Source organism: Streptomyces sp. NPDC043867 (assembly GCF_056435845.1).
On record NZ_JBWKDS010000065.1, the window covers coordinates 1 to 24,377 of the forward strand.

Consider the following 24,377-nt stretch of genomic DNA (forward strand, 5'->3'; position numbering starts at 1 on the left):
TCGACGCGGAGCGTCGGCGACCGACGACAACGCCGCAGATGTGCGTGCCAGACCCCGCGACGCCGGCGTGATCCAAACGACAGGCCCTAGGCCCTGTCGTCGCGTTCCCGCCTGCCCCGCGACGCCGGCAGGCGCTACAGGCGGGAGCCCGGTTCCCCCTCGGGGCTGCGGTGCCGGGCCGGGCGGGTCAGCCGCTGGGCCACGCAGGACGGAATCGGCGCCCCGTGGTCGTGCGGCCGGGCCCGGTACGCGCTCGGCGTCTCGCCGACCAGTTCCGTGAAGCGGGAGCTGAAGGACCCGAGCGAGGTGCACCCCACGGCGAAGCACACCTCGGTGACCGTCAGGTCCCCGCGCCGCAGCAGCGCCTTGGCCCGCTCGATGCGACGCGTCATGAGATACGTGTACGGCGTCTCGCCGAAGGCCGCCCGGAAGCTGCGCTGGAAGTGCCCCGGCGACATCAGCGCGGTGCGCGCGAGCCCGGCCACGTCCAGCGGCTGCGTGTACTCACGGTCCATGCGGTCACGCGCCCGCCGCAGCCGCACCAGATCCTCCAGCATCACGCCCCCAGCATGGCACGGCGCCGGTCACGGCGGTGCTGCTCGTCCGGATCCGGCGCAGCGGACATACGACCGCACCCGGTCCGCCTCGCCACCGGTTGGGCGGCGTGCGGGCCGGGTGCGGTCGAAGACCGGGCGACGAAGAGATCGCAGGCCGAAAAGCGCGGCCGTGGATCAGGCCTTCTTGGTCTCCCAGAAGATCTTGTCGATCTGGGCGATGTAGTCCAGCGCCTTCTGGCCGGTGGCCGGGTCGGTGGACGCCTTGGCGGCCGAGAGGGCCTTCAGGGCGTCGTTGACCAGCTGGTGCAGCTCCGGGTACTTCTCGAAGTGCGGGGGCTTGAAGTAGTCGCTCCAGAGCACCGAGACGTGGTGCTTGGCGAGCTCGGCGCGCTGCTCCTTGATGACCGTGGCGCGAGCCTGGAAGTGCGGGTCGGCGTTGCCGGCCATCTTCTCCTGGACGGCCTTCACCGACTCCGCCTCGATGCGGGCCTGGGCCGGGTCGTACACGCCGCAGGGCAGGTCGCAGTGCGCGCTGACCTTGACCTTGGGGGCAAACAGGCGGGAAAGCATTGAGCTGTCCTTCCTCGTGATCGTCTTCTCAGGTGGGACATTACTCCGTAGGAGAAGCGATTTCGCGGGTGCCCCCATGGGCTTAGGACAAAAGTCCGGGGTGAGACTGGGACTGGTGGAGGATCGGACCGGGGAGGTGCCGGTGATGCCGGAACTGTCGCAGGAGGGCGAGCACGGGAGGGCCGTGCTGCCCTTCGGAGTGGCCGAGGTGACGGGGCCGTCGATGGTGCCGACGCTCCACCACGGCGACCGCCTCGTCGTGCAGTACGGGGCGCGCGTGCGGCCCGGTGACGTCGTCGTGCTGCGCCATCCGTTCCAGCAGGACCTGCTCGTCGTCAAGCGGGCGGCGGAGCGGCGCGAGGGCGGCTGGTGGGTGCTCGGCGACAACGCCTACGCCGGCGGGGACAGCACCGACTACGGCACCGTCCCCGAGGACCTCGTGCTCGGCAGGGTGCGCTTCCGCTACCGGCCGCGCGGGGACGGTCAGCGGTCGCCGTTCGCGCTGACCCGCTGGGCGCTGTCCGCCGCCAGGCCGGTGCTCTCCGGCCGGTCCGCCTCCAGGCGCTTGCGGGCGCGGTAGGCGGCGACGTTGGCGCGGGTGGCGCACCGGTCCGAGCAGTAGCGCCGGGAGCGGTTGGTGGAGGTGTCCAGGAAGGCGTTGCGGCAGGGCGCGGCCTCGCACAGGCCGAGACGGTCGACGCCGTACTCGGTGAGGTGGAACGCCAGCCCCATCGCGGCGATCGCCGCGTAGCCCGCCGTCACGTTCGACGGGTGGTCCGCGAGGTGCATGTGCCACAGCGGGCGGCCGTTGTCGTCGCGGTGGTCGTGGCCCGAGATCTGCGGGCTCACCGGGAACTCCAGGAGCAGTGAGTTCAGCAGGTCCACGGCCAGGGTCTCGTCGCCGGAGTCCGCCGCCTCGAAGACCGCGCGCAGCCGGCCGCGCACCGAACGGAAGCGGGTCACGTCCGCGTCCGTGGCGCGGCGCGCCGCCGACACGTTGCCCGCGAAGAGGTCGCGGATGGCCTCGACCGAGGTGAGCGCGTCCTTGCCCCGGACGGGCTCCTCGCTGTTGACGAGCCGTACCGCGTAGTCCGAGTAATAGGCCAGTTCCACTTGTAGTCCTTACTGGGGCGCTCTATCGTCGTGGCTGCGGTCGGGTAACAGATGACTGTGCTTACAGGGTATTACGCGGTGGAGCGGAGAAGGGGCGGCCATGACGAGCACGACCGGAACGGACAGGACAGCGGCCGGAACCGGCTGGCGGGCGTGGCAGGAGAGCTGGGACCGGCAGCAGGAGTGGTACATGCCGGACCGCGAGGAGCGCTTCCGGGTGATGCTGGACATGGTGGAGGCGTTCGCCGGCACCGCACCCCGCGTCCTCGACCTCGCGTGCGGCACGGGAACCATCACGGCCCGGCTGCTCGACCGGTTCCCGGACGCCCGCAGCACCGGCGTCGACCTGGACCCCGCCCTGCTCACCATCGCCCGGGGCACCTTCGAAGGGGACGAGCGGGTCTCCTTCGTCGAGGCCGACCTGAAGGACCCCGACTGGACGGCGCGGCTGCCGTACGCGTCGTACGACGCCGTGCTGACCGCGACCGCCCTGCACTGGCTGCACTGCGAACCCCTCGCGGTCCTCTACGGTCAAGTCGCGGGTCTCGTCCGCGACGGCGGTGTCTTCATGAACGCCGACCACATGATCGACGAGACCACGCCGAGGATCAACGCGGCGGACCGCGCCCAGCGGCACGCCCGCATGGACCGGGCCAGGCGGGACGGCGTCCTCGACTGGGCCAAGTGGTGGGAACTGGCAGCCGCTGACCCGGTCCTGGCCGGACCGACCGCCCGCCGCTTCGAGATCTACGGCGAGCACGCCGACGGCGAGACGCCCTCCGCCGACTGGCACGCGCGCGTGCTGCGGGAGAAGGGCTTCGCCGAGGCGCGACCGGTGTGGCGCTCGCCCTCGGACGCCCTGGTGCTGGCGGTCAGGTAGCCCGCACGGCACGGTCCCGCGGAACGGTCGCCCTGCGGCACAGCCCCGTGACGGTCGCCCTGCGGCGCGGTTGCCTCAGCGCGGTCGCCTCGGCGCGGCTCCCGGCTCCCGGCGCACGGTCCCGGCGGCACGGTCGCCACGGGGCGCGGTCGCCGCGGACGCGCGAAAGGGGCGGTACGGGGATTCCGTACCGCCCCTTTTCGTGGCGTCGCGTCCGCGCGGGCCGGTCAGAGCACCTTCGAGAGTCAGAGCACCTTCGACAGGAAGGACTGCGTCCGCTCGTGCTGCGGGTTCGTCAGGACGTCGCGCGGGTTGCCGGACTCGACCACCACACCGCCGTCCATGAAGACCAGCGAGTCGCCGACCTCCCGGGCGAAGCCCATCTCGTGCGTGACGACGACCATCGTCATGCCGGACTCGGCGAGGTCGCGCATGACGTCGAGGACGTCACCGACCAGCTCCGGGTCGAGCGCCGAGGTCGGCTCGTCGAAGAGCATCAGCTTCGGGTCCATGGCCAGCGCGCGGGCGATCGCGACGCGCTGCTGCTGGCCGCCGGACAGCTGCGAGGGGTAGTTGGCCGCCTTGTCGGCCAGGCCGACGCGCTCCAGCAGCTGGCCGGCGCGCTCCCGGGCCTGCGCCCTGCTGATGCCCTTGACCTGCACCGGCGCCTCCATGACGTTCTCCAGCGCCGTCATGTGCGGGAACAGGTTGAAGCGCTGGAAGACCATGCCGATGTCCCGGCGCTTGAGGGCGACCTCGCTGTCCTTGAGCTCGTACAGCTTGTCCCCCTTCTGGCGGTAGCCGACCAGTTCCCCGTCGACGTACAGCCGGCCGGCGTTGACCTTCTCCAGGTGGTTGATGCACCGGAGGAAGGTCGACTTGCCGGAGCCGGAGGGGCCGATGAGGCAGAAGACCTCGCCGGACCTCACCTCCAGGTCGATGCCCTTGAGGACTTCCACGGGGCCGAAGGACTTGTGGACACCCTCGGACTTCACCATCGGCGTGGTGGCGTCCGACCCGGTCACGTTGGCGGTCATACCGTGCCTCCCTTCGGGCGGCCCAGCGACAGCATGGTGGCCTTGATTTTCTGGAACGGAGTGTCCGGCAGACTACGGCTGGAACCGCGCGCGTAGTACCGCTCGACGTAGTACTGCCCGATGCTGAGGACCGAGGTCATGATCAGGTACCAGGCGGCGGCGAGGAAGAGCATCTCCACCGGTGCGCCGGACGTCTGTCCGATGTCCTGGGCGTAGCGGAAGAGCTCCGGATACTGGACCACCGACACCAGCGAGGTGGTCTTCAGCATGTTGATGACCTCGTTGCCCGTGGGCGGCACGATGACGCGCATCGCCTGCGGGATCACGATCCGGCGCAGCGTCTTGCTGTGGCTCATGCCGAGCGCGTGGGAGGCCTCGGTCTGGCCCTCGTCGACCGAGAGCAGGCCGGCGCGGCAGATCTCCGCCATGTAGGCGGCCTCGTTCAGGCCCAGGCCCAGGAGCGCCGTCAGCAGCGGCGTCATGAAGCTCGACCAGTAGTCCTTGTAGATCGGACCGAGGTTGATGTACTCGAAGACCAGGCCCAGGTTGAACCAGATGATCAGCTGGACCAGGACCGGGGTGCCGCGGAAGAACCAGATGTAGAACCAGGCGATGGACGACGTCACGGGGTTCTTCGACAGCCGCATCACGGCCAGCATGATGCCGCCGACGATGCCGATCACCATCGACAGCACCGTCAGCAGGAGCGTCTTTCCGACGCCCGTGAGGATGCGGTGATCGAAAAAGTAGTCCGGTACGGCGTTCCAGTTGATCTTGCCTTGGCCGAACGCGTAGATGATCGCGACGAAGATCGCGATCGCGATGACGGCGGAGACATAGCGGCCGTAGTGCCGGACCGGGATGGCCTTGATGGCCTCCGGCCCGGCCGGGGGAGTGCCCCCGGGGCCCGTCGTCTTGTCGATGTCAACAGTCACGGATGTTGCCTTTCAGTGCCGCTGGAGTCGCGGTCACTTGCCGCCGTTGATCTCTGCCGACTTGACCGCTCCGGCGTCGACACCCCACTTGGAGATGACCTTGCCGTAGGTGCCGTCCTTGATGATCGCGTCGAGCGCGGCCTGCAGGGCGTCACGGAGCTGGGTGCTGGACTTGGCCACGGCGATGCCGTACGGAGCGGCCTCGACCTGGTCGCCGACGATCTGGAAGTCCTTGCCGCCGCCCGAGGTCTTCACCGCGTACGCGGCGACCGGGAAGTCGGAGGAGCCGGCGTCGGCACCGCCGGCGCGCAGCCGGGTCTGGGCCTGCTGGTCGTTGTCGTAGGCCTCGATGGCGATCTTCTTGCCGCCGGTGCACTTCTTGGACTCGGCCTTGGCGAGGTCCTCGGAGACCGTGCCGCGCTGCAGGGCGATCTTCTTGCCGCACAGGTCGGACCAGGTCTTGATGCCCTGGGTCTTGCCCTTGGGCGTGTAGATCGAGACACCCGCGGTGAAGTAGTCGATGAAGTCGACACCCTCGCCGACCTTCTTGCCGGTCTCGGAGTCGATGCCCTCCTGACGGTCCTTGGTGTCCGTCATGGCCGACATCGCCATGTCGTAGCGCTTCGAGCGCAGACCGGTCAGCAGGGTGTCGAAGGTGCCGTTCTCGAACGTGAACTTCACGCCGAGCTGCTTGCCCAGGGCGTCCGCGAGGTCGGGGTCGATGCCCACGGTCTTGCCCGAGCTGTCCTTGAACTCGACCGGCGCGTACGCGATGTCCGAGCCGACCTTGATCTCGCCCTTGTCCCGGATGGCCTTGGGGAGCTTGTCGGCCAGCGGGGCGGTGCTGGTCTTCGTGCTGTCCGACCCCTTGTCCTTGGTCTGGTCACCGCAGCCGGTGAGCAGCAGGGCGCCGGCGACCGCGATCGCACCGACCGCTGCTATCCGGGACCGGGCGGCGGGGGTACGACGGGTGGAGCTTGCGGTCATGGTGGTTCCTCCGGCGGATGAGGGAGTTGCCGATGGGTCGACGAGAACACACACCTTCGAGTGTCGCGACCTCGTGTGATGACGGCATCTTGCCATTCGGATTCGCGCATTCAGGCGACTCGCTATGTCAAAATCGGATAACGGGTCGTCGCCGAACCACTTGAGGCCGCCCCGCCGGGCCGGATGTTGTGCGGGAATCCCCCCTTCCGGCCGGAAGATCTTCGGCTCATCCACCGATGCGAGCGGCCGCTTCTGCGCACTTGTGCGGCTTGAGGACCAATCGAGGACTTGTCCCGATATCCGGTGACGAGTCGTGTCACGCGCGTGTGACCTTCGCACCATGGACTCGTCGACGACCTGGTCCGTCGGGTAAGAAGGTTCCTTACACCCCTCATCCGGGGCTCAGGGCGCGTGTGCGGCGCGCCCGTCGCGTATCCGCCCGTACGCAACCACGGCGGCAGGGCATACGCGGTGCCCGCCCACGCCTCAACCAGGAGTGGTCACCCTCAAACCTTGAAGACTTAAGGGGTAAAACAAAGTGGCAGCGGAGATCGTCAATCCTCGCAGCGACAGCAGTACGGATCAGGAAGGCGGGGCGGAGCCCCTCGATTCCTTCGACCCGGCATTCGCGCTGCACCGTGGGGGCAAGATGGCCGTGCAGGCCACCGTGCCCATCCGTGACAAGGACGACCTGTCCCTGGCGTACACGCCCGGCGTGGCGAAAGTGTGCAGCGCCATCGCCGAGCAGCCGGAACTGGTCCACGACTACACATGGAAGTCGTCCGTCGTCGCCGTCGTGACCGACGGCACGGCCGTGCTCGGACTCGGTGACATCGGTCCGGAGGCCTCGCTCCCCGTCATGGAGGGCAAGGCCATTCTCTTCAAGCAGTTCGGCGGGGTGGACGCGGTGCCGATCGCGCTCGCCTGCACGGGCGTCGACGAGATCGTCGAGACCGTGGTCCGGCTCGCTCCCTCGTTCGGCGGTGTGAACCTGGAGGACATCTCGGCGCCGCGGTGCTTCGAGATCGAGCGGAAGCTCCAGGAGCGGCTGGACATCCCGGTCTTCCACGACGACCAGCACGGCACGGCGGTCGTCACGCTCGCCGCCCTGCGCAACGCCGCCCGGCTGACCGGGCGCTCGCTCGGCGAGCTGCGCGCGGTGATCTCGGGCGCGGGTGCGGCCGGGGTCGCCATCGCCAAGTTCCTGCTGGAGGCGGGGCTCGGTGACGTCGCCGTCGCGGACCGCAAGGGCATCGTGTCCCGTGACCGGGACGACCTCACCCCGGTCAAGCGGGAACTCGCCGAGCTCACGAACAAGGCGGGCATCTCCGGTTCGCTGGAGTCGGCGCTCGCGGGCGCCGACGTCTTCATCGGTGTCTCCGGCGGTACGGTGCCGGAGGCGGCGGTGGCGTCGATGGCCGAGGGCGCGTTCGTGTTCGCCATGGCCAACCCGGACCCCGAGGTGCGTCCGGAAATCGCGCACAAGTACGCGGCCGTGGTGGCCACCGGGCGGTCCGACTTCCCGAACCAGATCAACAACGTGCTGGCGTTCCCCGGCATCTTCGCCGGTGCGCTTCAGGTCCGGGCCTCCCGGATCACGGAGACGATGAAGATCGCGGCGGCCGAGGCGCTGGCCGCGGTCGTCGGGGACGACCTCGCCGCGGACTACGTGATTCCCTCGCCGTTCGACGAGCGGGTGGCGCCGGCCGTCACCGCCGCGGTGGCCGCTGCCGCTCGGGCGGAGGGTGTGGCTCGCCGCTGAGTCGCGTGCTTCCTGTGGCCCCGTCGGGATTCGTCCCGACGGGGCCATTTCCCTTTGTCGCCGGATTCCGGCGGCGCCTGACTTTTTACCTGCCGGGTGGTCCGGTCGGGTGGTTTCTCGCCCCCTCCGCCCCTTCCCGTCCCGTCCCCGGGGCTACGCCCCGGACCCCCGTTCGTGCTCCGCGCTCGTCCTCAAACGCCGGACGGGCTGAAAATCGGGTCCCCCGAGTTCGTGGGGTGCGCTCGTCCTGGGCGCCGTACGGGCTGGACCGGTGTCGCGACGGGACGCGTGTCACAGCGGGACGTTGTTCCTTCGGGGAGGGGCGGAGCCTATCGTCATGGTCATGTTCGCTGCCTACGCCGCCCGAATCGACCGTGACCAGCCGCTGAACGGCCTGGAGTTGGGGGAGCGCCCGGCCCCCGAGCAGAGGCCCGGCTGGACGACCGTGAACGTCAGGGCCGCCTCCCTCAACCACCACGACCTGTGGTCCCTGCGCGGAGTCGGCCTGTCCGAGGACAAGCTGCCGATGATCCTCGGCTGCGACGCCGCAGGCGTCGACGAAGACGGCAACGAGGTCGTCCTGCACTCCGTCATCGGCCAGAGCGGCCACGGCGTCGGACCGGACGAGCCCCGCTCCATCCTCACCGAGCGCTACCAGGGCACGTTCGCCGAGCAGGTCTCCGTACCGACGTGGAACGTGCTGCCGAAGCCCAAGGAGCTCTCCTTCGAGGAGGCCGCCTGCCTGCCGACCGCGTGGCTGACGGCGTACCGCATGCTCTTCACCAACGCGGGCGTGCGGCCCGGCGACTCGGTCCTCGTCCAGGGCGCGGGCGGCGGCGTCGCCACCGCCGCGATCGTGCTGGGCAAGGCCGCCGGTCTGCGGGTCTTCGCCACCAGCCGGGACGAGGCCAAGCGCAAGCGCGCCGTCGAACTGGGCGCCGTGGAGGCCCTGGAGTCCGGGGCGCGGCTGCCACAGCGGGTGGACGCCGTGATCGAGACCGTCGGGGCCGCCACCTGGTCGCACTCGGTCAAGTCCCTGCGCCCCGGTGGCACCGTCGTCATCTCGGGCGCCACCAGCGGAGACCGCCCCTCCCATGCCGAACTGACCCGGATCTTCTTCCTGGAGCTGAAGGTCGTCGGGTCCACGATGGGCACCAAGGACGAACTGGAGGACCTGCTGTCCTTCTGCGCCGCGACCGGAGTACGGCCCGTCATCGACGACGTCCTGCCGCTCGACCGGGCCCGCGAGGGCTTCGAGCGCATCGCGTCGGGCGATCAGTTCGGAAAGGTCGTCCTCACCGCGGGCTGACCGCCGGTCCGTCATCCGCACCTTCTCGTCGCTGCGCTCCACGGCGGGCCCGGAGTCTCCGGGCCCGCCGTCGGTGTGTCCGGCCCCGCACGAGACTGCGCGCCGCACCCGCCCGTCAACTTCGGTTGACAGGTGCGGGCTGTCAACATACGTTGACAGCATGACCGAAGCAACGGATCTCGCCGAGCGTGCGGGGGACCGCGATCCGCGGATCGGCCTGCGGGCCGTCTCCGCGCTGCGGCGGCTGCTGGAGCAGCTGGAAGCGGTTCAGGTGCGCAACGCGCGCAATCAGGGCTGGTCGTGGCAGGAGATCGCCGCGGAACTCGGCGTGAGCAGGCAGGCCGTGCACAAGAAGTACGGGAGGCAGTGATGTTCGAGCGATTCACCAAAGACGCCCGCGCCGTGGTGACGGGGGCCGTCGAGCACTGCGAACGGACGGGGGAGAAGCGGGTCGAGGAGGCGCACCTGCTGCTCGCCCTGCTCGACCGGGAGGGCAGTCGCGGTTCGTTCGCCCTGACGTCGCTCGGGCTGGGGGGCCGCCGTGAGGCGGTGGCCCGGGACCTTGCCGAGGCCCGCCGCCGCGGAGGGCTCTCCCGCGCCGACGCCGACGCCCTCTCCGGGCTCGGCATCGACCTCACCGAAATCGTCTCCCGCGTGGAGGAAGCGCACGGGACGGGTGCCCTGGCGGGCGGTGGGGGCACCGCCAACCGGCGGTCCGGGCGGCGCCCCTTCACGCGCGGCGCCAAGGACCTCCTCACCGAGTCCCTCCGGGTCGCGGTCGCCCTCCGGGACCGGCACATCGGCGACGAGCACCTGCTCCTCGCCCTCACGGCCCGCCCCGGCGTCCCGGCCGAGGTGCTCGCCGACCACGGGGTCACGTACGAGAGGGTGCGGCGCGTGCTGTGGGGCGGGGGAACGGCCCAGGCGGGCTGAACACCGGCTCGGGCGGAACACCCGAGCGGGCTGTCAGCCGAGCGGGCTGTCAGCCGAGCGGGCTGACACCCGTTCGGTTCAACGGCCCCGTCCCTTCGACGGCCCGCGTTTCGCGACTCCGTCCCTTCACGAGCCCGTCCTCCGGAGTCCGGACCTCTCCCGAAGTCCGAAGTCCGAAGCCCGAAGTCCGAAGCCCGGGGCCCGGCGCCCGGGGCCCGAAGTCCGAAGCCCGGGGCCCGGGCTCAAAGCTTCGGCGTGCGCAGGGCCGCCCCGATGTGAGCCGCCGCCGTCGACAAGTGGCGGCGCGCCTCACGGAGCTGCTCCTCCGTCACGCCGTGGTCCCGGGCCGCGTCGCGGATGTCGTCGCGGAAGCGGTCCAGGAGACGGTCGAGGTCGCGGGCGGGATCACCCGTGGAGTCCTCGTGGGCCCAGGACGGCTCGTACCCGGCGGGGAAGTCCTCGCGTGTGACCGTGTACTCCGGCTCCGATACCGGCGCCGCGCCCGGGCGGCCGAAGCCGAAGTCCTTGCCGAGGCCCTTCCCGAAGTCCTTGCCGAAGTCGCCGAACTCCTTGGCCAGTTCGCTGAGTCCCTCCCGCACGCCGGTGGGCCAGTCGCCGCGCGTGAAGTGGTCCTGGACCTGCTCCTGGACCCGCTTGGCCATGCGCTGCATCTCCTCCTGCGCCTGCGCGCGGACCCTGTCCTGGGCCTCCTTGGCCTGGCGCCGGGCCCGCTGGGCCTCGTCGCGGGCCCGCCGGCTCTCGTCCTTCGCGCGCCGGGCCTGCTCCTTCCACTCCTGCTTGACGCGCCGCATCTCCTCCTTCGCGAGCCGCCACGCCTCCTTCTCGCCGAAGTCGCCGGACTCACCCGCGGTCCCGGAACCGCCCGGACGGCCGAGCCGCTCCCCGGCTCCGGAGGCACCCGGGGAACCGTCCCTGGCCTCCCGGGCCGCCGCGCGCATCTCGCGCCGCAGATCACCCGCGGCGCCCCGCACATCGGCACGGATCTCGGCGGCCAGCACGGCGACCGACTCGCCGATCTCCAGCTCCAGGTCGGCCAGCTCGCCGCTGCGGTCGGCCAGTTCGGCGCGGCCGGCGTCCGTGATCGCGTACACCTTGCGGCCGCCCTCGGTGGTGTGGGTGACCAGCCCCTCGGCCTCCAGCTTGGCGAGCCGGGGGTAGACGGTGCCGGCCGAGGGCGCGTACAGCCCCTGGAAACGCTCCTCGAGGAGGCGGATCACCTCGTACCCGTGGCGGGGGGCCTCGTCGAGCAGCTTGAGCAGGTAGAGGCGCAGGCGGCCGTGAGCGAAGACGGGGGGCATCTCAGAGCACCTTCTTGTCGGTCGGTCCGTCGGTCGGCGGCGCGTCCTCCGCCGGGGGCCGCCGCAGCAGGGCGACGGAGCCGGAGACGGTGATCGCCTTCAGTCTTCCCCTGCCCGCGCCCAGCCGGCCGGTGATCTTCTTGGCGCCCCACTGCCCGCCCACTCGCAGGTCCTCGAAGGCGCTGGAGACGGAGCCGCTCGCGGTGTTCGCCTCCACCTCCGCGTCCGCCGGGTGCGGGAGCCGGACGGCGATCTCCCCCGAGACGTTCGTCAGGTGGACGTCGGTCGCGGCGCCCGTGTCGTCGAGGTCCACGATCATCGAGCCGCTCACGGACTCGGCCCGCACGCTCGAACCGGCGCCCTCGACGACGGTCAGGTCGCCGGACACGGAATTGAAGCGGAGGTCGCCGGTGACGGCCTGGGCCTCCAGATTGCCGGACACGGTGCTCACCTGCACCGGTCCGGAGACGCCGACGAGCGTCGTGTCCCCCGACACCCCTCTGACCTCCACCCGGCCCTCGGTCCCGGACACCACGGCGGCGGCCCCGACCACGCCCACCTCGACGGGGGTGCCCGCCGGGACGGCCAGCGAGACGACCGCGCTGCGCCGCCACGCCTGGCGGTCGAACCACTTGAGGAAGCCCTGCCAGGGAAGGTCCTCGTACGCCACCGTCAGGGTGCCGCCGGACCGGGTCACCCGGAGCGGCGGGCCCTCCAGCTCGGAGACCTCCAGCCGGGCGGAACCCTCGTCGGTACCCACGACGTTCACCGTTCCGTTGACGATGCGCACGTGGAGCGCCGTCACGGGGTCGTCGAATGTCAGTGTCCTCGGCTCTGCGACGGACCACTCGGACATGGTGCGACCTCCTCGGCCGGACGGGACACGACACGCCATATCGCGTCTTCCACGTTTCACGATATATCGCGGATGCGGAAAGTCAAGACACTCGTTCTCGTGAGCCCGCGGGGTCCGGTCCGTGTCGACGGGAGGCAGTAAAAGGGGCAAGTCGGGTCGAATCCGCCCTACCGTAGGACCATGCCGACCACCCCCGACGAGCCCGCGGCCACGCCCGACAGCTCCGCTGACACGCCTGCCGGCGCCCTGCTGCTCTGCCGGGCGGACCCCGGCGCCGTCGGGTCCGCCGCACGGCTGCTGCGGGAGCCGATGGAGCTCGTCGCCGCCGGCCCCGCCTGGAGTGTGCTCGTGCCTGCGGGCACCCCCTGGGCGGGCAAGGCCGAACCGGTCGACCGCGTGCTGACCGGCTGGGCCGCGGCCCTCGCCGTGGGCGCCCCCTGGCCCGTGCTCGCCCTGTGGTGGGACGCCGACCGCAGCGGCTACACCCTGGCCTCGGGCTTCCGCCGCCCCGTCGGCTACGAGTGGCTCGCGAACGGCACCCCGGTCGGTGAGGACGAGGCGATGCGCACCTTCGCCGTCCGTCTCGGCCTCGACCCCGTCCTCGACATGCAGGACCTCGACCGGCTGACACAGCCCGACGCCGCCGCCGACGCCCGGGCCCGCCTGAGCGGCCTCCTCGCCGTCCTCATGCGGGCGGGGGTGACCCTGCCGGACGGCCTGGCGCCCGGCACGCCCGCCGGACGCCTGACCGAGGCCGCCCGCGTCCTGCCGGGCTCCCGCCCGGTCACCCGGACCGACCGGAGCGGCGCCCACGAGATGTCCGACGTCGCTCCGGACCGTGTCCGTCCGGAGCCCGACGCCGCCGTCGACCGCGCGCCGGAGCCCCCGTTCCGCCCCGTCCGCGCGGGACCCGGCACGGGGGCCGGGATCCGCAGGCCCGGGAGGCGCGTACTGGCCCTCGGACAGCTGGCGGTGGGGCTGCCGCTGAGCGCCTACGGCGTGCGGCACCGCAGCGGCGGCTGGATCGTCGCGGGGGCCCTGCTGCTCCTGCACGGCGCCGTCGGCCTCGCGTACGACCGGATCCGCGACCAGGGCTGACCACCTGGCCACACCGTCGGGAGCCGGGCCCTGCCGGCCGCGTCGGCGTACTCGGCAGCGCCGGTGGGCGTCCCCGACGCCTGCCCGCGCCTGCCCGCGCCTGCGGCGCCTGTCCGCGCCTGCCCGCGCCTGCGGCGCCTGTCCGCGCCTGCCCGCGCCTGCGGCGCCTGCCCGCGTCCCCCGCGGCTGCCAGCGTCTGCCCGCGCCGTCGGCGGAGCGGGTGAGCGTGTTACTCCTCGTCGTCCTCGTCGTCCAGCCGCGCCAGCCACGTCGCGAGCCGCTCGACCGGCACCTCGAAGTCCGGGTTGAGATCGACGAACGTACGCAGCTGCTCGGCGAGCCACTCGAAGGTGACCTCCTCCTCGCCGCGCCGCTTCTCCAGTTCCTCGATGCCACGGTCGGTGAAGTACACGGATGCTCTCCTGGGGCTGGGCCGGCACCGGCCGGCCGGGGGTCGTTCCCCTCCAGGTTAGGCGGCACGCGAACGCCTCCCCCCACCGCCTCGGATCCCGGCCCCCGACGACGAAACCGGCCCCACCGCCCGCGAAGGCGATGGGGCCGGCCCCTTGGTCACTCGGGGGTGCTCAGCGGCTCACGCCTCGAACACCTCACGCACCAGCTGCTCCTGCTCGGCCTGGTGGCGCTTGGCCGAACCCACCGCCGGGGAGGACGAGTGCGGGCGCGAGATGCGCCGCAGCCGCTCACCGTGCGGGACGTCCGCGCCGACCGCCAGGTCCAGGTGGTCGATCAGGTTCAGGGCGATGAAGGGCCACGCGCCCTGGTTCGCCGGCTCCTCCTGGGCCCACAGGTACTTCTCGGCGTTCGGGTACTTGGCGATCTCCGCCTGGAGCTCGGTACCCGGCAGCGGGTACAGGCGCTCGATGCGGATGACGGCCGTGTCCGTGACGCCGCGCTTGACGCGCTCCGCCTCCAGGTCGTAGTAGACCTTGCCCGCGCAGAAGACGACCTTGCGGACCGCGGCCGGGTCGGCGGACGCGTCGCCGATGACCGGGCGGAACTGGCCCGTCGTGAACTCCTCCGCCTTCGAGGCCGCCGCCTTCAGGCGCAGCATCGACTTCGGGGTGAAGACCACCAGCGGCTTGTGGTGCGGGTTGTGCACCTGCCACCGCAGGAGGTGGAAGTAGTTCGACGGGAGGGTCGGCATCGCGACCGTCATGTTGTTCTGCGCGCACATCTGGAGGAAGCGCTCCGGGCGGGCGGACGAGTGGTCCGGGCCCTGGCCCTCGTAGCCGTGCGGGAGGAGCAGGGTGACGCCCGACGTCTGGGCCCACTTCTGCTCCGCCGACGAGATGAACTCGTCCACGACCGTCTGCGCGCCGTTGACGAAGTCGCCGAACTGCGCCTCCCACATCACCAGCGCCTCGGGGCGGGCCAGCGAGTAGCCGTACTCGAAGCCCATCGCCGCGTACTCGCTGAGCAGCGAGTCGTAGACGTTGTAGCGGGCCTGGTCCTCGGAGAGGTACAGCAGCGGCGTGTAGTCCTCGCCGGTCTCCCGGTCGATGAGGACCGCGTGGCGCTGGCCGAACGTGCCACGGCGGGAGTCCTGGCCCGAGAGGCGCACCGGGGTGCCCTCCAGGAGCAGGGAGCCGATCGCGAGCGTCTCGCCCATGCCCCAGTCGATCGTGCCGTCCTCGACCATCGACGCGCGGCGCTGCAGCTGGGGCAGCAGACGCGGGTGGACGGTGACACGGTCGGGGATGTTGACCTGGGACTCGGCGATGCGCTTGACGACCTCCGCGGAGACCGCGGTGTTCACGGCGACCGGGAACTGTGCCTGCGGGTCGGAGACGGGCGCCTCGCCCGGCTGCGACGTGGCCTCGCGGACCTCCGTGAAGACCTTCTCCAGCTGGCCCTGGTAGTCCTGCAGCGCCTGCTCGGCCTCTTCCAGGGTGATGTCGCCGCGACCGATGAGGGACTCGGTGTAGAGCTTGCGCACCGAGCGCTTCTTGTCGATCAGGTCGTACATCAGCGGCTGCGTGAAGGCCGGGTTGTCCGACTCGTTGTGACCGCGGCGGCGGTAGCAGATGAGGTCGATGACGACGTCCTTGTTGAACGCCTGGCGGAACTCGAAGGCCAGGCGAGCGACGCGGACGACGGCCTCGGGGTCGTCGCCGTTCACGTGGAAGATCGGCGCCTCGATCATGCGGGCCACGTCGGTGGCGTACATCGAGGAGCGCGACGACTCCGGGGCGGCGGTGAAGCCGACCTGGTTGTTGATGACGACGTGGACCGTGCCGCCGGTGCGGTAGCCGCGCAGCTGGGACATGTTGAGCGTCTCGGCCACGACGCCCTGGCCGGCGAAGGCCGCGTCACCGTGCAGGGCGACCGGGAGGACCGTGAAGTCCGTGCCGCCCTTGTTGATGATGTCCTGCTTGGCGCGGGCGATGCCCTCGAGGATCGGGTCGACCGCCTCCAGGTGCGAGGGGTTCGCGGCCAGCGAGACCTTGATCTGCTCGCCGTCCAGGCCCGTGAAGGTGCCCTCGGCGCCCAGGTGGTACTTCACGTCACCGGAGCCGTGCATCGACTTCGGGTCGAGGTTGCCCTCGAACTCCCGGAAGATCTGCGCGTACGACTTGCCGACGATGTTCGCGAGGACGTTCAGGCGGCCGCGGTGGGCCATGCCGATGACGACCTCGTCCAGGCGCGACTCGGCGGCCGAGTCGAGCACCGCGTCGAGCAGCGGGATGACGGACTCGCCGCCCTCCAGGGAGAAGCGCTTCTGGCCGACGTACTTCGTCTGCAGGAAGGTCTCGAAGGCCTCAGCCGCGTTCAGGCGGCGCAGGATGCGCAGCTGCTCTTCGCGCTCCGGCTTGGTGTGCGAGCGCTCGATGCGGTCCTGGATCCACCTGCGCTGCTTCGGGTCCTGGATGTGCATGAACTCGACGCCGGTGGTGCGGCAGTACGAGTCGCGCAGCACGCCGAGGATGTCGCGCAGCTTCATCAGGGACTTGCCCGCGAAGCCGCCGACGGCGAACTCGCGCTCCAGGTCCCAGAGGGTCAGGCCGTGCTCGGTGATGTCCAGGTCGGGGTGCTTGCGCTGGCGGTACTCCAGCGGGTCGGTGTCGGCCATGACGTGGCCGCGGACCCGGTAGGAGTGGATCAGCTCGAAGACGCGCGCGGCCTTGGTGACGTCGTCGTCGTGCGAGGCGTCGATGTCCTTGAGCCAGCGGACCGGCTCGTAGGGGATGCGCAGGGCCTCGAAGATCTCGTCGAAGAAGCCGTTCTCGCCGAGCAGCAGGTTCGCGACGATCCGCAGGAACTCGCCGGACGCGGCGCCCTGGATGACCCGGTGGTCGTAGGTCGACGTGAGCGTCATGACCTTCGAGATGCCGAGCTTGTTCAGGGTGTCCTGGGAGGTGCCCTGGAACTCCGCCGGGTAGTCCATCGAGCCGACGCCCATGATGACCGACTGTCCGGGCATCAGCCGCGGGACCGAGTGGACGGTGCCGAGGCCGCCGGGGTTGGTCAGCGAGACCGTGACCCCGGTGAAGTCGTCCATCGTCAGCTTGCCGTCACGGGCGCGGCGGACGATGTCCTCGTAGGCCTGCCAGAACTCGAAGAAGTTCAGCGTCTCGGCCTTCTTGATGCCCGCGACGACCAGCTGGCGGTCGCCGTTGGGCTTCACCAGGTCGATGGCAAGGCCGAAGTTGACGTGCGGCGGCTTGACGAGGGTGGGCTTCCCGTCCTTGTCCGCGTAGTGCCAGTTCATCGACGGCATGGCCTTGATGGCCTGCACCATCGCGTACCCGATGAGGTGGGTGAAGGAGATCTTCCCGCCCCGGGCGCGCTTCAGGTGGTTGTTGATGACGATGCGGTTGTCGAACAGCAGCTTCACCGGGACGGCGCGCACGGACGTGGCCGTGGGCAGCTCCAGCGAGGCGTTCATGTTCTTCGCGACGGCACCGGCGGGGCCGCGCAGCGTCACGTACTCGGGGCCTTCGGGGGCCTCGGTGGCGGCGTCGGCCTTCGGCTTCGCGGCGGCCGGGGCGGCCTTGGCGGGAGCCGGGGCGGCGGCAGCCGGCTTCGGCGCGGCCGGCGCGGCCGCCGGAGCGGCGGGAGCGGCGGGAGCGGCGGCGGGTGCGGCCTGCGCCGGGGCGGCCTTGGCCTGAGCCGGAGCGGCCTGGGCCGGAGCGGTCTGGGCCGGAGCCGCGGGAGCCGACGGCGCGGCCTGCGCCGGAGCGGCAGGCGCGGCCGGAGCCGATGTGCTGGTGCCTGCGGCCCCCGTGGCCGCAGTACCCGCCGCAGCCGTGGCGGTCGCGCCGCCCGGCTTGTAATCGGCGAAGAAGTCCCACCAGGCTCGGTCTACCGAGTTCGGGTCCTGGAGGTACTGCTGATAGATCTCGTCGACGAGCCACTCATTGGGACCGAAGGCCGCAGCCGGGTTCTTCCCGGCTTGGTCGTCGGTCGAGATGCTCGAGTTACTGGGGGACTGTGGCGACACGGCGGCAACCGCCCTCTTCCGCTTCACAAGGTGATGGACAGCGGGAATAAAGGCTACGCCTCCCCGGCCGAGAAGGTCAGGCCGGGCTGGTCATCGTCGCGTAAGTCACATCAGAACCCGTGTTTCGGGGCTGGAAATGGCGGGAAACAAGCGTGGTTCAGCCGCGGAACGGGTGCGTCGGCCCGGCCGCACGGACCCCCGGGGCGTGCGCCCCTGCCTGCTCACACGTGTCCGCCAGTGCGGACAGTCGTGGATCTTGTGGCTCCGCTTCGAACCCTACGTCAACTCGGCAGTGAAGGCAGGCCCGGAAGGGTGACCTGGATCCGGCAGCCGCGCCGGGATTCGGCCACTCCGATCCGGCCGCCGTGCAGATCGACCGCCCACCGGGCGATGGCGAGCCCGAGGCCCGTACCGCCGTCGCTGCCCGGACCGTGCGGCGAGGGGACCCCGCCGCGGTTGAACCGCTCGAAGACCCGGTGCCACTCCGACTTCGGGATGCCGGGCCCCTCGTCCAGGACCTCCAGGTCCAGGGACTCCGGGGAGCTGCCCCGGCGGGCCCGCACCGTCACCCGGCCGTGCGGGGGGCTGTGCTTGACCGCGTTGTCGATGAGGTTGGCGACGACCTGGTGGATCCGCTCCGGGTCCGCGTGCGCGGTCAGCTCGGGCGGGGACACGTCCAGGTGCAGATGGACGTCCGTGCGGGTGTGGCTGCCGGAGCCGGAGGCGATGTCCGCGCGCGCGGAGGCGACCATGTTGGCCTCCTTCAGGACGCCGGACAGATACGGCCAGACCTCGAAGCGGCGCCTCTTCAGCGGCACGACGCCGTTGTCGAGCCGGGACAGGTCGAGCAGGGTCTCCACCAGGCGGCCGAGGCGCTCGGTCTGCTTCAGGGCGGTGCGCATCGTCTCGGGGTCCGCGGCCGACACCCCGTCCACCACGTTCTCCAGGACCGCGCGCAGGCCGGCGATCGGGGTGCGCAGCTCGTGCGAGACGTTCGCCACGAGTTCCTTGCGCTGGCGGTCCTGCGCCTCCAGCTCGTCCGCCATGAGGTTGATCGTCTGGGCGAGGTCGCCCAGCTCGTCGCGGCGGCCGTCGCTCACCCGGCGCGTGTAGTCGCCGTGCGAGATGGACCGGGCGACCGTGTTCATCTCGTCCAGCGGGGCGGTGAGCGAGTGCGCCACGAACTGAGTGATCAGGAGGGTGGCGATCATCGAGAAGACCGTGATGAAGCGCAGCTCGGTCTCGGTGCGGACCGCGATCATCAGCAGACCGGTGGTGATGAGGACGGAGACCACGACCAGCGTGCCGAGCTTCGTCTTGATCGAGAAGGGGCGCACGCCTCCCCAGGGTCCCGCACCCTTGCGCGCCCCGAACCCGCTCATCACATGCGCCCCCTCACATCCGCCCCCTCACGAGGTCCCGAACAGCGGCCCGGCTCAGGGAGTCGGGGTCTCCAGCGCGTAGCCCACACCGTGGACCGTACGGATGCGCTCGGCACCGATCTTCCGGCGCAGGGCCTTGATGTGGCTGTCGACGGTGCGCGTCCCGGAGGCGTCCGCCCAGTCCCAGACCTCCGCGAGCAGCTGCTCGCGGGACAGCACGGCACGCGGGGTGTTCGCCAGGCAGACCAGCAGGTCGAACTCGGTGGGCGTCAGGTGCACGTCCTCCGAGCGGACCCGGACCCGGCGCTGCGCGTGGTCGATCTCCAGCTCGCCGAGGCGCAGGATCCCGCTGCGCGGCGTCGACGCGGCCACCACGGCGCGCTCCACGCGGCGCAGCAGGACGTGCACGCGGGCGGCCAGTTCGCGCATCGAGAACGGCTTCGTCATGTAGTCGTCGGCGCCGACGCCGAGCCCGACCAGCATGTCCGTCTCGTCGTCACGCGCCGTGAGCATCAGGACCGGCACCGGGCGCTGGGCCTGCACGCGCCGGCAGACCTCCAGGCCGTCGAAGCCGGGCAGCATGATGTCGAGGATCAGCAGGTCGGGCTGCCAGGCCTCGGCGGTGTCGACCGCGGCCGGGCCGTCGCCCGCCGTCTGCACCAGAAATCCCTCGGCTCGCAGACGGGCCGCGATGGCGTCGACGATCGTGGGGTCGTCCTCGACCACCAGCACCCGCCGCTGAGCGCCGGGCGTCGCCGCCGTGCCGTTGTGGGAGGTGTGTGTCTGCTCCATCGCCCGCCCCTGAAGTGTGCTTTCCGGAATCCGTGGGGTGATCCCATGACTGCGCTTGACGCTTGAATGATCCGCGTCAGGCAAGCAGAGTACGGGCAGTCACCGCAGCTCGGCTATCCAGGCCTTACCGCGAGATGCACCACGTCCGGAACGCCCCGGGCAACGGGGATCTCTTCGGTACGCACCCGTTGGAATCCGGCATTCCGCAAGGTTCCTTCAAATTCCGGAGAGGGCTGCGCCGACCACACCGCGAGCACTCCGCCGGGTGCCAACGCCCGTGCGCAGCTTGCCAGTCCGGCCTTCGAGTACAGACTGTCGTTGCCCTCGGTGACCGTCCAGTCCGGGCCGTTGTCGATGTCCAGGCACAGGGCGTCGTACGTGGCGGAGATCTCATTGACGTGACGGACGAGATCGGCCTCGACGATGTGCGTGCGCGGGTCCGCGAGGGCCTCGGCGGACAGTGCGGACAGGGGTCCCTCACGGTGCCAGCCGATGACGGCCGGTTCGCGTTCGACGACCGTGATACGGCCCCAGCGGGGGTCGGCGGCGGCGTGTGCGAGCGAGAATCCGACGCCGAGACCGCCGATCAGCACGCTCGGTTCCGCCCGCCCGTCCAGGGCGTCGTACGCGGCGTCGACCAGCAGCCGCTCCGAGCGGCCGTCGGAAGTGTCCATCAGGAAGCATCCGTTGGCGATGATCTGCAGCAGCGCGCCGTGGCGCCGCAGCACGACCTCGCCGTACGGGCCCTCCCGGCGATCGATGACCACAGGGGTGTCGTACGTGGCAGTCATGGCGCCATCCTGGCACCTTCGTTGGGGCGTCAGGCCGGATTTTCCGGGGGGTGCCCGACGCCTGCCGACGGGCGATGTCCGGCTGGTCGCGACCCCGGGCCGGCAGGCCGCGTCAGGCGTCTGCCGCGGGCCCCGGCCGGGGACCGAAGCGCCGAGCCGCCCCCGGGCCCGGGGGCCGGCGTCAGCGGGCTGTGAACCGCGCGCTCGTCAGCGGTGCCTCCACCTGCCATCCGAGCGACTCGTAGAGCGCCCGCCCGTCCGGTGTGCCGGCCAGTACTCCCGTCACGGCGCCCTGCGCGACGGCCAGTTCGGTGAGGGAGCGCATGATCAGTCGGCCCAGGCCCTGGCGGCTGTGTTCGGGCGCGGTCGCGATGCGGTCGAAGACCGCCGTCGCGCCGGTCGGGGCGACGTGCCCGTGCGCGGCCCACGAACCGTCCGCCGCGGCGATGAGCGCGTGACCGACACCGCCGCGCGACCAGGTGCGCAGCCGGTAGCCCCCCGGCAGCGGGCGGGCCCCGGCAGCCGCCTCCGCGCCGGTGTCCGCGAGTGCGACCGTCATCAGGAACCCCGGGTCCGGGTGGACCCACCAGCCCGCGCCGAGCCAGGGGCTCACGACCGACGCTTCAGCGAAGACCTTGAGCCACACGCCGGTCCCGGTCACCCCGTCCGCGACCTTGCGTACGGCCGCCTCCTCGACGTCGTCCCCGGTCGCGGCGAAGACGTGCCGGCTCACGTGGTCCGCAAGGCCCACGTCGACCGTGAACCCCCACTGCTCCGTCACCGGCGGTGCCGCTCCCCGTGAGGCGACCCACCCGTCCACCCACGCCCGCACGATCCCGCTCACAACAACAGCCTCCGTAACAGGCAGTCGGGTATCTGGAGTATTACCGATCGCGACGATACGCGGTGGATTCGGAGCCGCGACAGCGGTGATCGCTCACAGCGAACGCGGCCGGGGGAACATTCAGGGGTCCACGTGCATTGAGTCGGCATAGCTCAACTTGACTGCCGAAGGGGAGATCATGGCTTCGACGTCCTCACCGCTCACCCTGCCCGTGCTGCCGCTCGACGACGAGGTCGTGCTGCCCGGGATGGTGGTTCCGCTGGACCTGAACGACGCCGACGTGCGCGCCGCGGTGGAGGCCGCCCAGGCCGCCGCGCGGTCCGAGCCGGGCAAGCCGAAGGTGCTGCTGGTGCCACGCATCGACGGGGCGTACCCGGGCACGGGTGTGCTCGGCACCGTCGAGCAGGTCGGCCGCCTGGCCGACGGCGATCCGGGCGCGCTGATCCGCGGGCGTGGGCGCGTGAAGATCGGCGCGGGGACCACCGGTCCCGGTGCCGCCCTGTGGGTCGAGGGCACGATGGTCGACGAGACCGTGCCCGACCCGCTGCCCGGCCAGGTCGCCGATCTGGTCAAGGAGTACAAGGCCCTCGCCACCAGCTGGCTGCGCAAGCGCGGCGCCTGGCAGGTGGTGGACCGCGTCCAGGCCATCGACGACGTCTCCGCCCTCGCCGACAACTCCGGTTACTCGCCCTTCCTCTCCACCGAGCAGAAGGTCACGCTGCTGGAGACCGCCGACCCGGTGGCCCGGCTGAAGCTCGCCACCGAGCAGCTCCGCGAGCACCTCGCCGAACAGGACGTCGCCGAGTCCATCGCCAAGGACGTCCAGGAAGGCGTGGACAAGCAGCAGCGCGAGTTCCTGCTGCGCCGCCAGCTCGAAGCCGTACGCAAGGAACTGCGCGAGCTGAACGGGGACGGCCAGGACGGGGAGGAGTCCGACGACTACCGGGCGCGCGTCGAGGCCGCCGACCTCCCCGGGAAGGTCCGCGAGGCCGCGCTCAAGGAGGTCGAGAAGCTGGAGCGCGCGAGCGACCAGTCGCCCGAGGGCTCGTGGATCCGTACCTGGCTCGACACCGTGCTCGAACTCCCGTGGAACGAGCGCACCGAGGACGCGTACGACATCGCGGGCGCCCGGCGGGTGCTGGACGCCGAGCACGCGGGGCTTCAGGACGTGAAGGAGCGGATCACCGAGTACCTCGCGGTGCGCAAGCGGCGCAGCGACCGGGGCCTCGGTGTGGTCGGCGGGCGGCGCGGCGGTGCCGTGCTCGCGCTCGTCGGCCCGCCCGGTGTCGGCAAGACCTCGCTCGGCGAGTCCGTCGCGCACGCCATGGGCCGCAAGTTCGTCCGGGTCGCCCTCGGCGGCGTCCGGGACGAGGCAGAGATCCGCGGCCACCGCCGTACGTACGTCGGCGCACTGCCGGGCCGGATCGTACGCGCGGTCAAGGAGGCCGGGTCGATGAACCCGGTCGTGCTGCTCGACGAGATCGACAAGGTCGGGTCCGACTTCCGCGGCGACCCGGCCGCGGCGCTGCTCGAAGTGCTCGACCCGGCGCAGAACCACACCTTCCGCGACCACTACCTGGAGGTCGAGCTCGACCTCTCCGACGTCGTCTTCCTGGCCACGGCCAACGTGCTCGAAGCCATCCCGGAGGCCCTGCTCGACCGCATGGAGCTGGTCCGCCTGGACGGTTACACCGAGGACGAGAAGGTCGTCATCGCCCGCGACCACCTGCTCCCGCGCCAGCTGGAGCGGGCCGGCCTCGAGCGGGCCGAGGTGACGCTCGACGAGAGCGCGCTGCGCAAGCTCGCCGGCGAGTACACCCGGGAGGCGGGCGTACGGAACCTGGAGCGGTCGGTCGCGCGGCTGCTGCGCAAGGTCGCCGCCCAGCACGAACTGGGCGAGCGGGAGCTGCCGTTCACGGTGACCGACGCCGACCTGCGTGCTCTCATCGGGCGGCCGCACCACGTGCCGGAGTCCGCCCAGGACCCGGCGGAGCGCCGCACGGCGGTGCCCGGTGTCGCCACCGGGCTCGCGGTCACCGGCGCCGGCGGTGACGTCCTCTACGTGGAGGCGTCGCTGGCGGACCCGGAGACGGGCGCGGCGGGCCTGACGCTGACCGGCCAGCTCGGTGACGTGATGAAGGAGTCCGCGCAGATCGCGCTGAGCTTCCTGCGCTCCCGCGGAGCCGAACTGGAGCTGCCGGTCGGCGACCTGAAGGACCGGGGTGTGCACATCCACTTCCCGGCGGGCGCGGTCCCCAAGGACGGGCCGAGCGCGGGCGTCACGATGACGACGGCCCTGGCGTCGCTGCTCAGCGGCCGCCTGGTCCGCACGGACGTGGCGATGACCGGCGAGGTCTCCCTGACCGGCCGGGTGCTGCCGATCGGGGGCGTCAAGCAGAAGCTGCTGGCCGCCCACCGGGCCGGCGTGTCCACCGTCATCATCCCCAAGCGCAACGAGGCCGACCTGGACGACGTCCCGGCCGAGGTCCTGGAGAAGCTCGACGTCCACGCCGTCACGGACGTCCGCCAGGTCCTGGAACTGGCCCTCGCCCCGGCGACGAACAGCGCGGGCGCGGAGGTTCCGGTGGCGGCGTGAGGGACGCCACCGGCCGGGGAAGGCCCGGACCCCCACGGGGGTCCGGGCCTTCCCCGGCCGGGGGAACCCCCGGCCGGGGGCTCGGGCCCGTTCTTTCTCCCCCGCTTGCTGTGGCCGCCACTTTCTTCTTTACCACCCCAGAGAGGGTTGGTGC

Annotated in this window: 22 protein-coding genes; 8 read left to right on the plus strand and 14 right to left on the minus strand. The window is 71.2% G+C overall.

What is annotated here, in order from left to right; genetic code table 11:
• Positions 1-134: 134 nt before the first annotated feature.
• Both AC069T_RS36520 and sodN read right to left on the minus strand, forming a co-directional pair.
• Positions 135-557: a helix-turn-helix transcriptional regulator gene (locus tag AC069T_RS36520; protein WP_478786860.1), complete on the minus strand. Its 423-nt coding sequence runs from the start codon at positions 555-557 to the stop codon at positions 135-137.
• 174 nt (positions 558-731) lie between these two features.
• Positions 732-1,127, minus strand: coding sequence for a superoxide dismutase, Ni (gene sodN, locus AC069T_RS36525; RefSeq protein WP_358852725.1), 396 nt, complete (start codon positions 1,125-1,127; stop codon positions 732-734).
• Positions 1,128-1,272: 145 nt separating this feature from the next.
• On the opposite strand from sodN, the gene sodX reads away from it, so the two are divergent.
• A complete protein-coding gene (gene sodX / locus AC069T_RS36530) occupies positions 1,273-1,707 on the plus strand; it encodes a nickel-type superoxide dismutase maturation protease (protein ID WP_478786861.1) in 435 nt (144 codons plus the stop codon).
• Here sodX and AC069T_RS36535 read toward each other — a convergent pair.
• Positions 1,611-2,240: a CGNR zinc finger domain-containing protein gene (locus AC069T_RS36535; RefSeq protein WP_478786846.1), complete on the minus strand. Its 630-nt coding sequence runs from the start codon at positions 2,238-2,240 to the stop codon at positions 1,611-1,613. The two genes, sodX and AC069T_RS36535, sit on opposite strands and share 97 nt — an antisense overlap.
• A gap of 100 nt (positions 2,241-2,340) precedes the next feature.
• Here AC069T_RS36535 and AC069T_RS36540 point away from each other — a divergent pair, with 100 nt between their 5' ends.
• A complete protein-coding gene (locus AC069T_RS36540; protein WP_478786847.1) occupies positions 2,341-3,120 on the plus strand; it encodes a class I SAM-dependent methyltransferase in 780 nt (259 codons plus the stop codon).
• A 245-nt stretch (positions 3,121-3,365) separates the two neighbouring features.
• Here the strand turns inward: AC069T_RS36540 and AC069T_RS36545 are convergent, their stop codons facing one another.
• Genes AC069T_RS36545 through AC069T_RS36555 form a run of 3 tightly spaced genes read right to left on the minus strand, consistent with a single transcriptional unit; the run spans position 3,366 to position 6,079 of the window.
• Positions 3,366-4,157: an amino acid ABC transporter ATP-binding protein gene (locus AC069T_RS36545; RefSeq protein ID WP_478786848.1), complete on the minus strand. Its 792-nt coding sequence runs from the start codon at positions 4,155-4,157 to the stop codon at positions 3,366-3,368.
• Positions 4,154-5,092 carry an amino acid ABC transporter permease gene (locus tag AC069T_RS36550; protein WP_478786849.1) on the minus strand — a complete coding sequence of 313 codons (939 nt, stop codon included), beginning with the start codon at positions 5,090-5,092 and terminating at the stop codon, positions 4,154-4,156. The genes AC069T_RS36545 and AC069T_RS36550 overlap by 4 nt, the downstream gene beginning before the upstream one ends.
• 33 nt (positions 5,093-5,125) lie before the next feature.
• Positions 5,126-6,079, minus strand: coding sequence for an ABC transporter substrate-binding protein (locus tag AC069T_RS36555; protein ID WP_478786850.1), 954 nt, complete (start codon positions 6,077-6,079; stop codon positions 5,126-5,128).
• A 538-nt stretch (positions 6,080-6,617) separates the two neighbouring features.
• Here AC069T_RS36555 and AC069T_RS36560 point away from each other — a divergent pair.
• The 4 genes from AC069T_RS36560 (at position 6,618) to AC069T_RS36575 (ending at position 10,083) form a co-directional block, all read left to right on the plus strand.
• A complete protein-coding gene (locus tag AC069T_RS36560; RefSeq protein ID WP_478786851.1) occupies positions 6,618-7,841 on the plus strand; it encodes an NAD(P)-dependent malic enzyme in 1,224 nt (407 codons plus the stop codon).
• Positions 7,842-8,184: 343 nt separating this feature from the next.
• Positions 8,185-9,150 carry a zinc-binding dehydrogenase gene (locus AC069T_RS36565; protein ID WP_358852732.1) on the plus strand — a complete coding sequence of 322 codons (966 nt, stop codon included), beginning with the start codon at positions 8,185-8,187 and terminating at the stop codon, positions 9,148-9,150.
• 160 nt (positions 9,151-9,310) lie between these two features.
• A complete protein-coding gene (locus AC069T_RS36570; RefSeq protein WP_217454569.1) occupies positions 9,311-9,520 on the plus strand; it encodes an HTH domain-containing protein in 210 nt (69 codons plus the stop codon).
• Complete coding sequence (locus tag AC069T_RS36575; protein WP_478786852.1) at positions 9,520-10,083, plus strand: Clp protease N-terminal domain-containing protein; 564 nt, start codon at positions 9,520-9,522, stop codon at positions 10,081-10,083. Before AC069T_RS36570 ends, AC069T_RS36575 begins: the two co-directional genes overlap by 1 nt.
• A 242-nt stretch (positions 10,084-10,325) precedes the next feature.
• On the opposite strand, the gene AC069T_RS36580 is transcribed toward AC069T_RS36575, so the two are convergent.
• Both AC069T_RS36580 and AC069T_RS36585 read right to left on the minus strand, forming a co-directional pair.
• A complete protein-coding gene (locus AC069T_RS36580) occupies positions 10,326-11,402 on the minus strand; it encodes a PadR family transcriptional regulator (protein ID WP_478786853.1) in 1,077 nt (358 codons plus the stop codon).
• Between the two features lies 1 nt (position 11,403).
• Positions 11,404-12,258, minus strand: a complete 855-nt coding sequence (locus AC069T_RS36585) for a DUF4097 family beta strand repeat-containing protein (RefSeq protein WP_478786854.1) — start codon at positions 12,256-12,258, stop codon at positions 11,404-11,406.
• Positions 12,259-12,438: 180 nt separating this feature from the next.
• Here AC069T_RS36585 and AC069T_RS36590 point away from each other — a divergent pair, with 180 nt between their 5' ends.
• Positions 12,439-13,356, plus strand: a complete 918-nt coding sequence (locus AC069T_RS36590; protein WP_478786855.1) for a hypothetical protein — start codon at positions 12,439-12,441, stop codon at positions 13,354-13,356.
• A 229-nt stretch (positions 13,357-13,585) separates the two neighbouring features.
• Here the strand turns inward: AC069T_RS36590 and AC069T_RS36595 are convergent, their stop codons facing one another.
• The 6 genes from AC069T_RS36595 to AC069T_RS36620 form a co-directional block, all read right to left on the minus strand.
• Positions 13,586-13,768 carry a DUF6104 family protein gene (locus AC069T_RS36595; RefSeq protein WP_005312030.1) on the minus strand — a complete coding sequence of 61 codons (183 nt, stop codon included), beginning with the start codon at positions 13,766-13,768 and terminating at the stop codon, positions 13,586-13,588.
• Between the two features lie 180 nt (positions 13,769-13,948).
• On the minus strand, positions 13,949-17,818 hold the full coding sequence (locus tag AC069T_RS36600) for a multifunctional oxoglutarate decarboxylase/oxoglutarate dehydrogenase thiamine pyrophosphate-binding subunit/dihydrolipoyllysine-residue succinyltransferase subunit (protein WP_478786856.1): 3,870 nt from the start codon (positions 17,816-17,818) through the stop codon (positions 13,949-13,951).
• 281 nt (positions 17,819-18,099) lie between these two features.
• On the minus strand, positions 18,100-19,200 hold the full coding sequence (locus tag AC069T_RS36605; protein ID WP_476752300.1) for a HAMP domain-containing sensor histidine kinase: 1,101 nt from the start codon (positions 19,198-19,200) through the stop codon (positions 18,100-18,102).
• A gap of 54 nt (positions 19,201-19,254) precedes the next feature.
• Positions 19,255-19,992 (minus strand): response regulator transcription factor, encoded by a 738-nt coding sequence (locus AC069T_RS36610; RefSeq protein ID WP_054236710.1) that lies wholly within the window; start codon positions 19,990-19,992, stop codon positions 19,255-19,257.
• A 113-nt stretch (positions 19,993-20,105) separates the two neighbouring features.
• Entirely contained in the window at positions 20,106-20,783 is a 678-nt protein-coding gene (locus AC069T_RS36615) for a spermine/spermidine synthase domain-containing protein (RefSeq protein ID WP_478786857.1), read from the minus strand.
• Positions 20,784-20,964: 181 nt separating this feature from the next.
• Positions 20,965-21,627, minus strand: coding sequence for a GNAT family N-acetyltransferase (locus AC069T_RS36620; RefSeq protein ID WP_478786858.1), 663 nt, complete (start codon positions 21,625-21,627; stop codon positions 20,965-20,967).
• A 178-nt stretch (positions 21,628-21,805) separates the two neighbouring features.
• Here AC069T_RS36620 and lon point away from each other — a divergent pair, with 178 nt between their 5' ends.
• The gene (gene lon, locus AC069T_RS36625; RefSeq protein WP_478786859.1) at positions 21,806-24,223 is read left to right on the plus strand and encodes an endopeptidase La; all 2,418 of its coding nucleotides are present in this window, start codon (positions 21,806-21,808) and stop codon (positions 24,221-24,223) included.
• The last annotated feature ends 154 nt before the right edge of the window (positions 24,224-24,377 follow it).

Bases quoted from the DNA above. Each gene is read 5' to 3' on its own strand.
- AC069T_RS36520 (WP_478786860.1), bottom strand. From the start codon at position 557: ATGCTGGAGGATCTGGTGCGGCTGCGGCGGGCGCGTGACCGCATGGAC.
- AC069T_RS36590 (WP_478786855.1), top strand. From the start codon at position 12,439: ATGCCGACCACCCCCGACGAGCCCGCGGCCACGCCCGACAGCTCCGCT.
- sodX (WP_478786861.1), top strand. From the start codon at position 1,273: ATGCCGGAACTGTCGCAGGAGGGCGAGCACGGGAGGGCCGTGCTGCCC.
- AC069T_RS36580 (WP_478786853.1), bottom strand. From the start codon at position 11,402: ATGCCCCCCGTCTTCGCTCACGGCCGCCTGCGCCTCTACCTGCTCAAG.
- AC069T_RS36610 (WP_054236710.1), bottom strand. From the start codon at position 19,992: ATGGAGCAGACACACACCTCCCACAACGGCACGGCGGCGACGCCCGGC.
- AC069T_RS36565 (WP_358852732.1), top strand. From the start codon at position 8,185: ATGTTCGCTGCCTACGCCGCCCGAATCGACCGTGACCAGCCGCTGAAC.
- lon (WP_478786859.1), top strand. From the start codon at position 21,806: ATGGCTTCGACGTCCTCACCGCTCACCCTGCCCGTGCTGCCGCTCGAC.
- AC069T_RS36570 (WP_217454569.1), top strand. From the start codon at position 9,311: ATGACCGAAGCAACGGATCTCGCCGAGCGTGCGGGGGACCGCGATCCG.
- AC069T_RS36540 (WP_478786847.1), top strand. From the start codon at position 2,341: ATGACGAGCACGACCGGAACGGACAGGACAGCGGCCGGAACCGGCTGG.
- AC069T_RS36555 (WP_478786850.1), bottom strand. From the start codon at position 6,079: ATGACCGCAAGCTCCACCCGTCGTACCCCCGCCGCCCGGTCCCGGATA.
- AC069T_RS36545 (WP_478786848.1), bottom strand. From the start codon at position 4,157: ATGACCGCCAACGTGACCGGGTCGGACGCCACCACGCCGATGGTGAAG.
- sodN (WP_358852725.1), bottom strand. From the start codon at position 1,127: ATGCTTTCCCGCCTGTTTGCCCCCAAGGTCAAGGTCAGCGCGCACTGC.
- AC069T_RS36615 (WP_478786857.1), bottom strand. From the start codon at position 20,783: ATGACTGCCACGTACGACACCCCTGTGGTCATCGATCGCCGGGAGGGC.
- AC069T_RS36605 (WP_476752300.1), bottom strand. From the start codon at position 19,200: ATGAGCGGGTTCGGGGCGCGCAAGGGTGCGGGACCCTGGGGAGGCGTG.
- AC069T_RS36585 (WP_478786854.1), bottom strand. From the start codon at position 12,258: ATGTCCGAGTGGTCCGTCGCAGAGCCGAGGACACTGACATTCGACGAC.
- AC069T_RS36575 (WP_478786852.1), top strand. From the start codon at position 9,520: ATGTTCGAGCGATTCACCAAAGACGCCCGCGCCGTGGTGACGGGGGCC.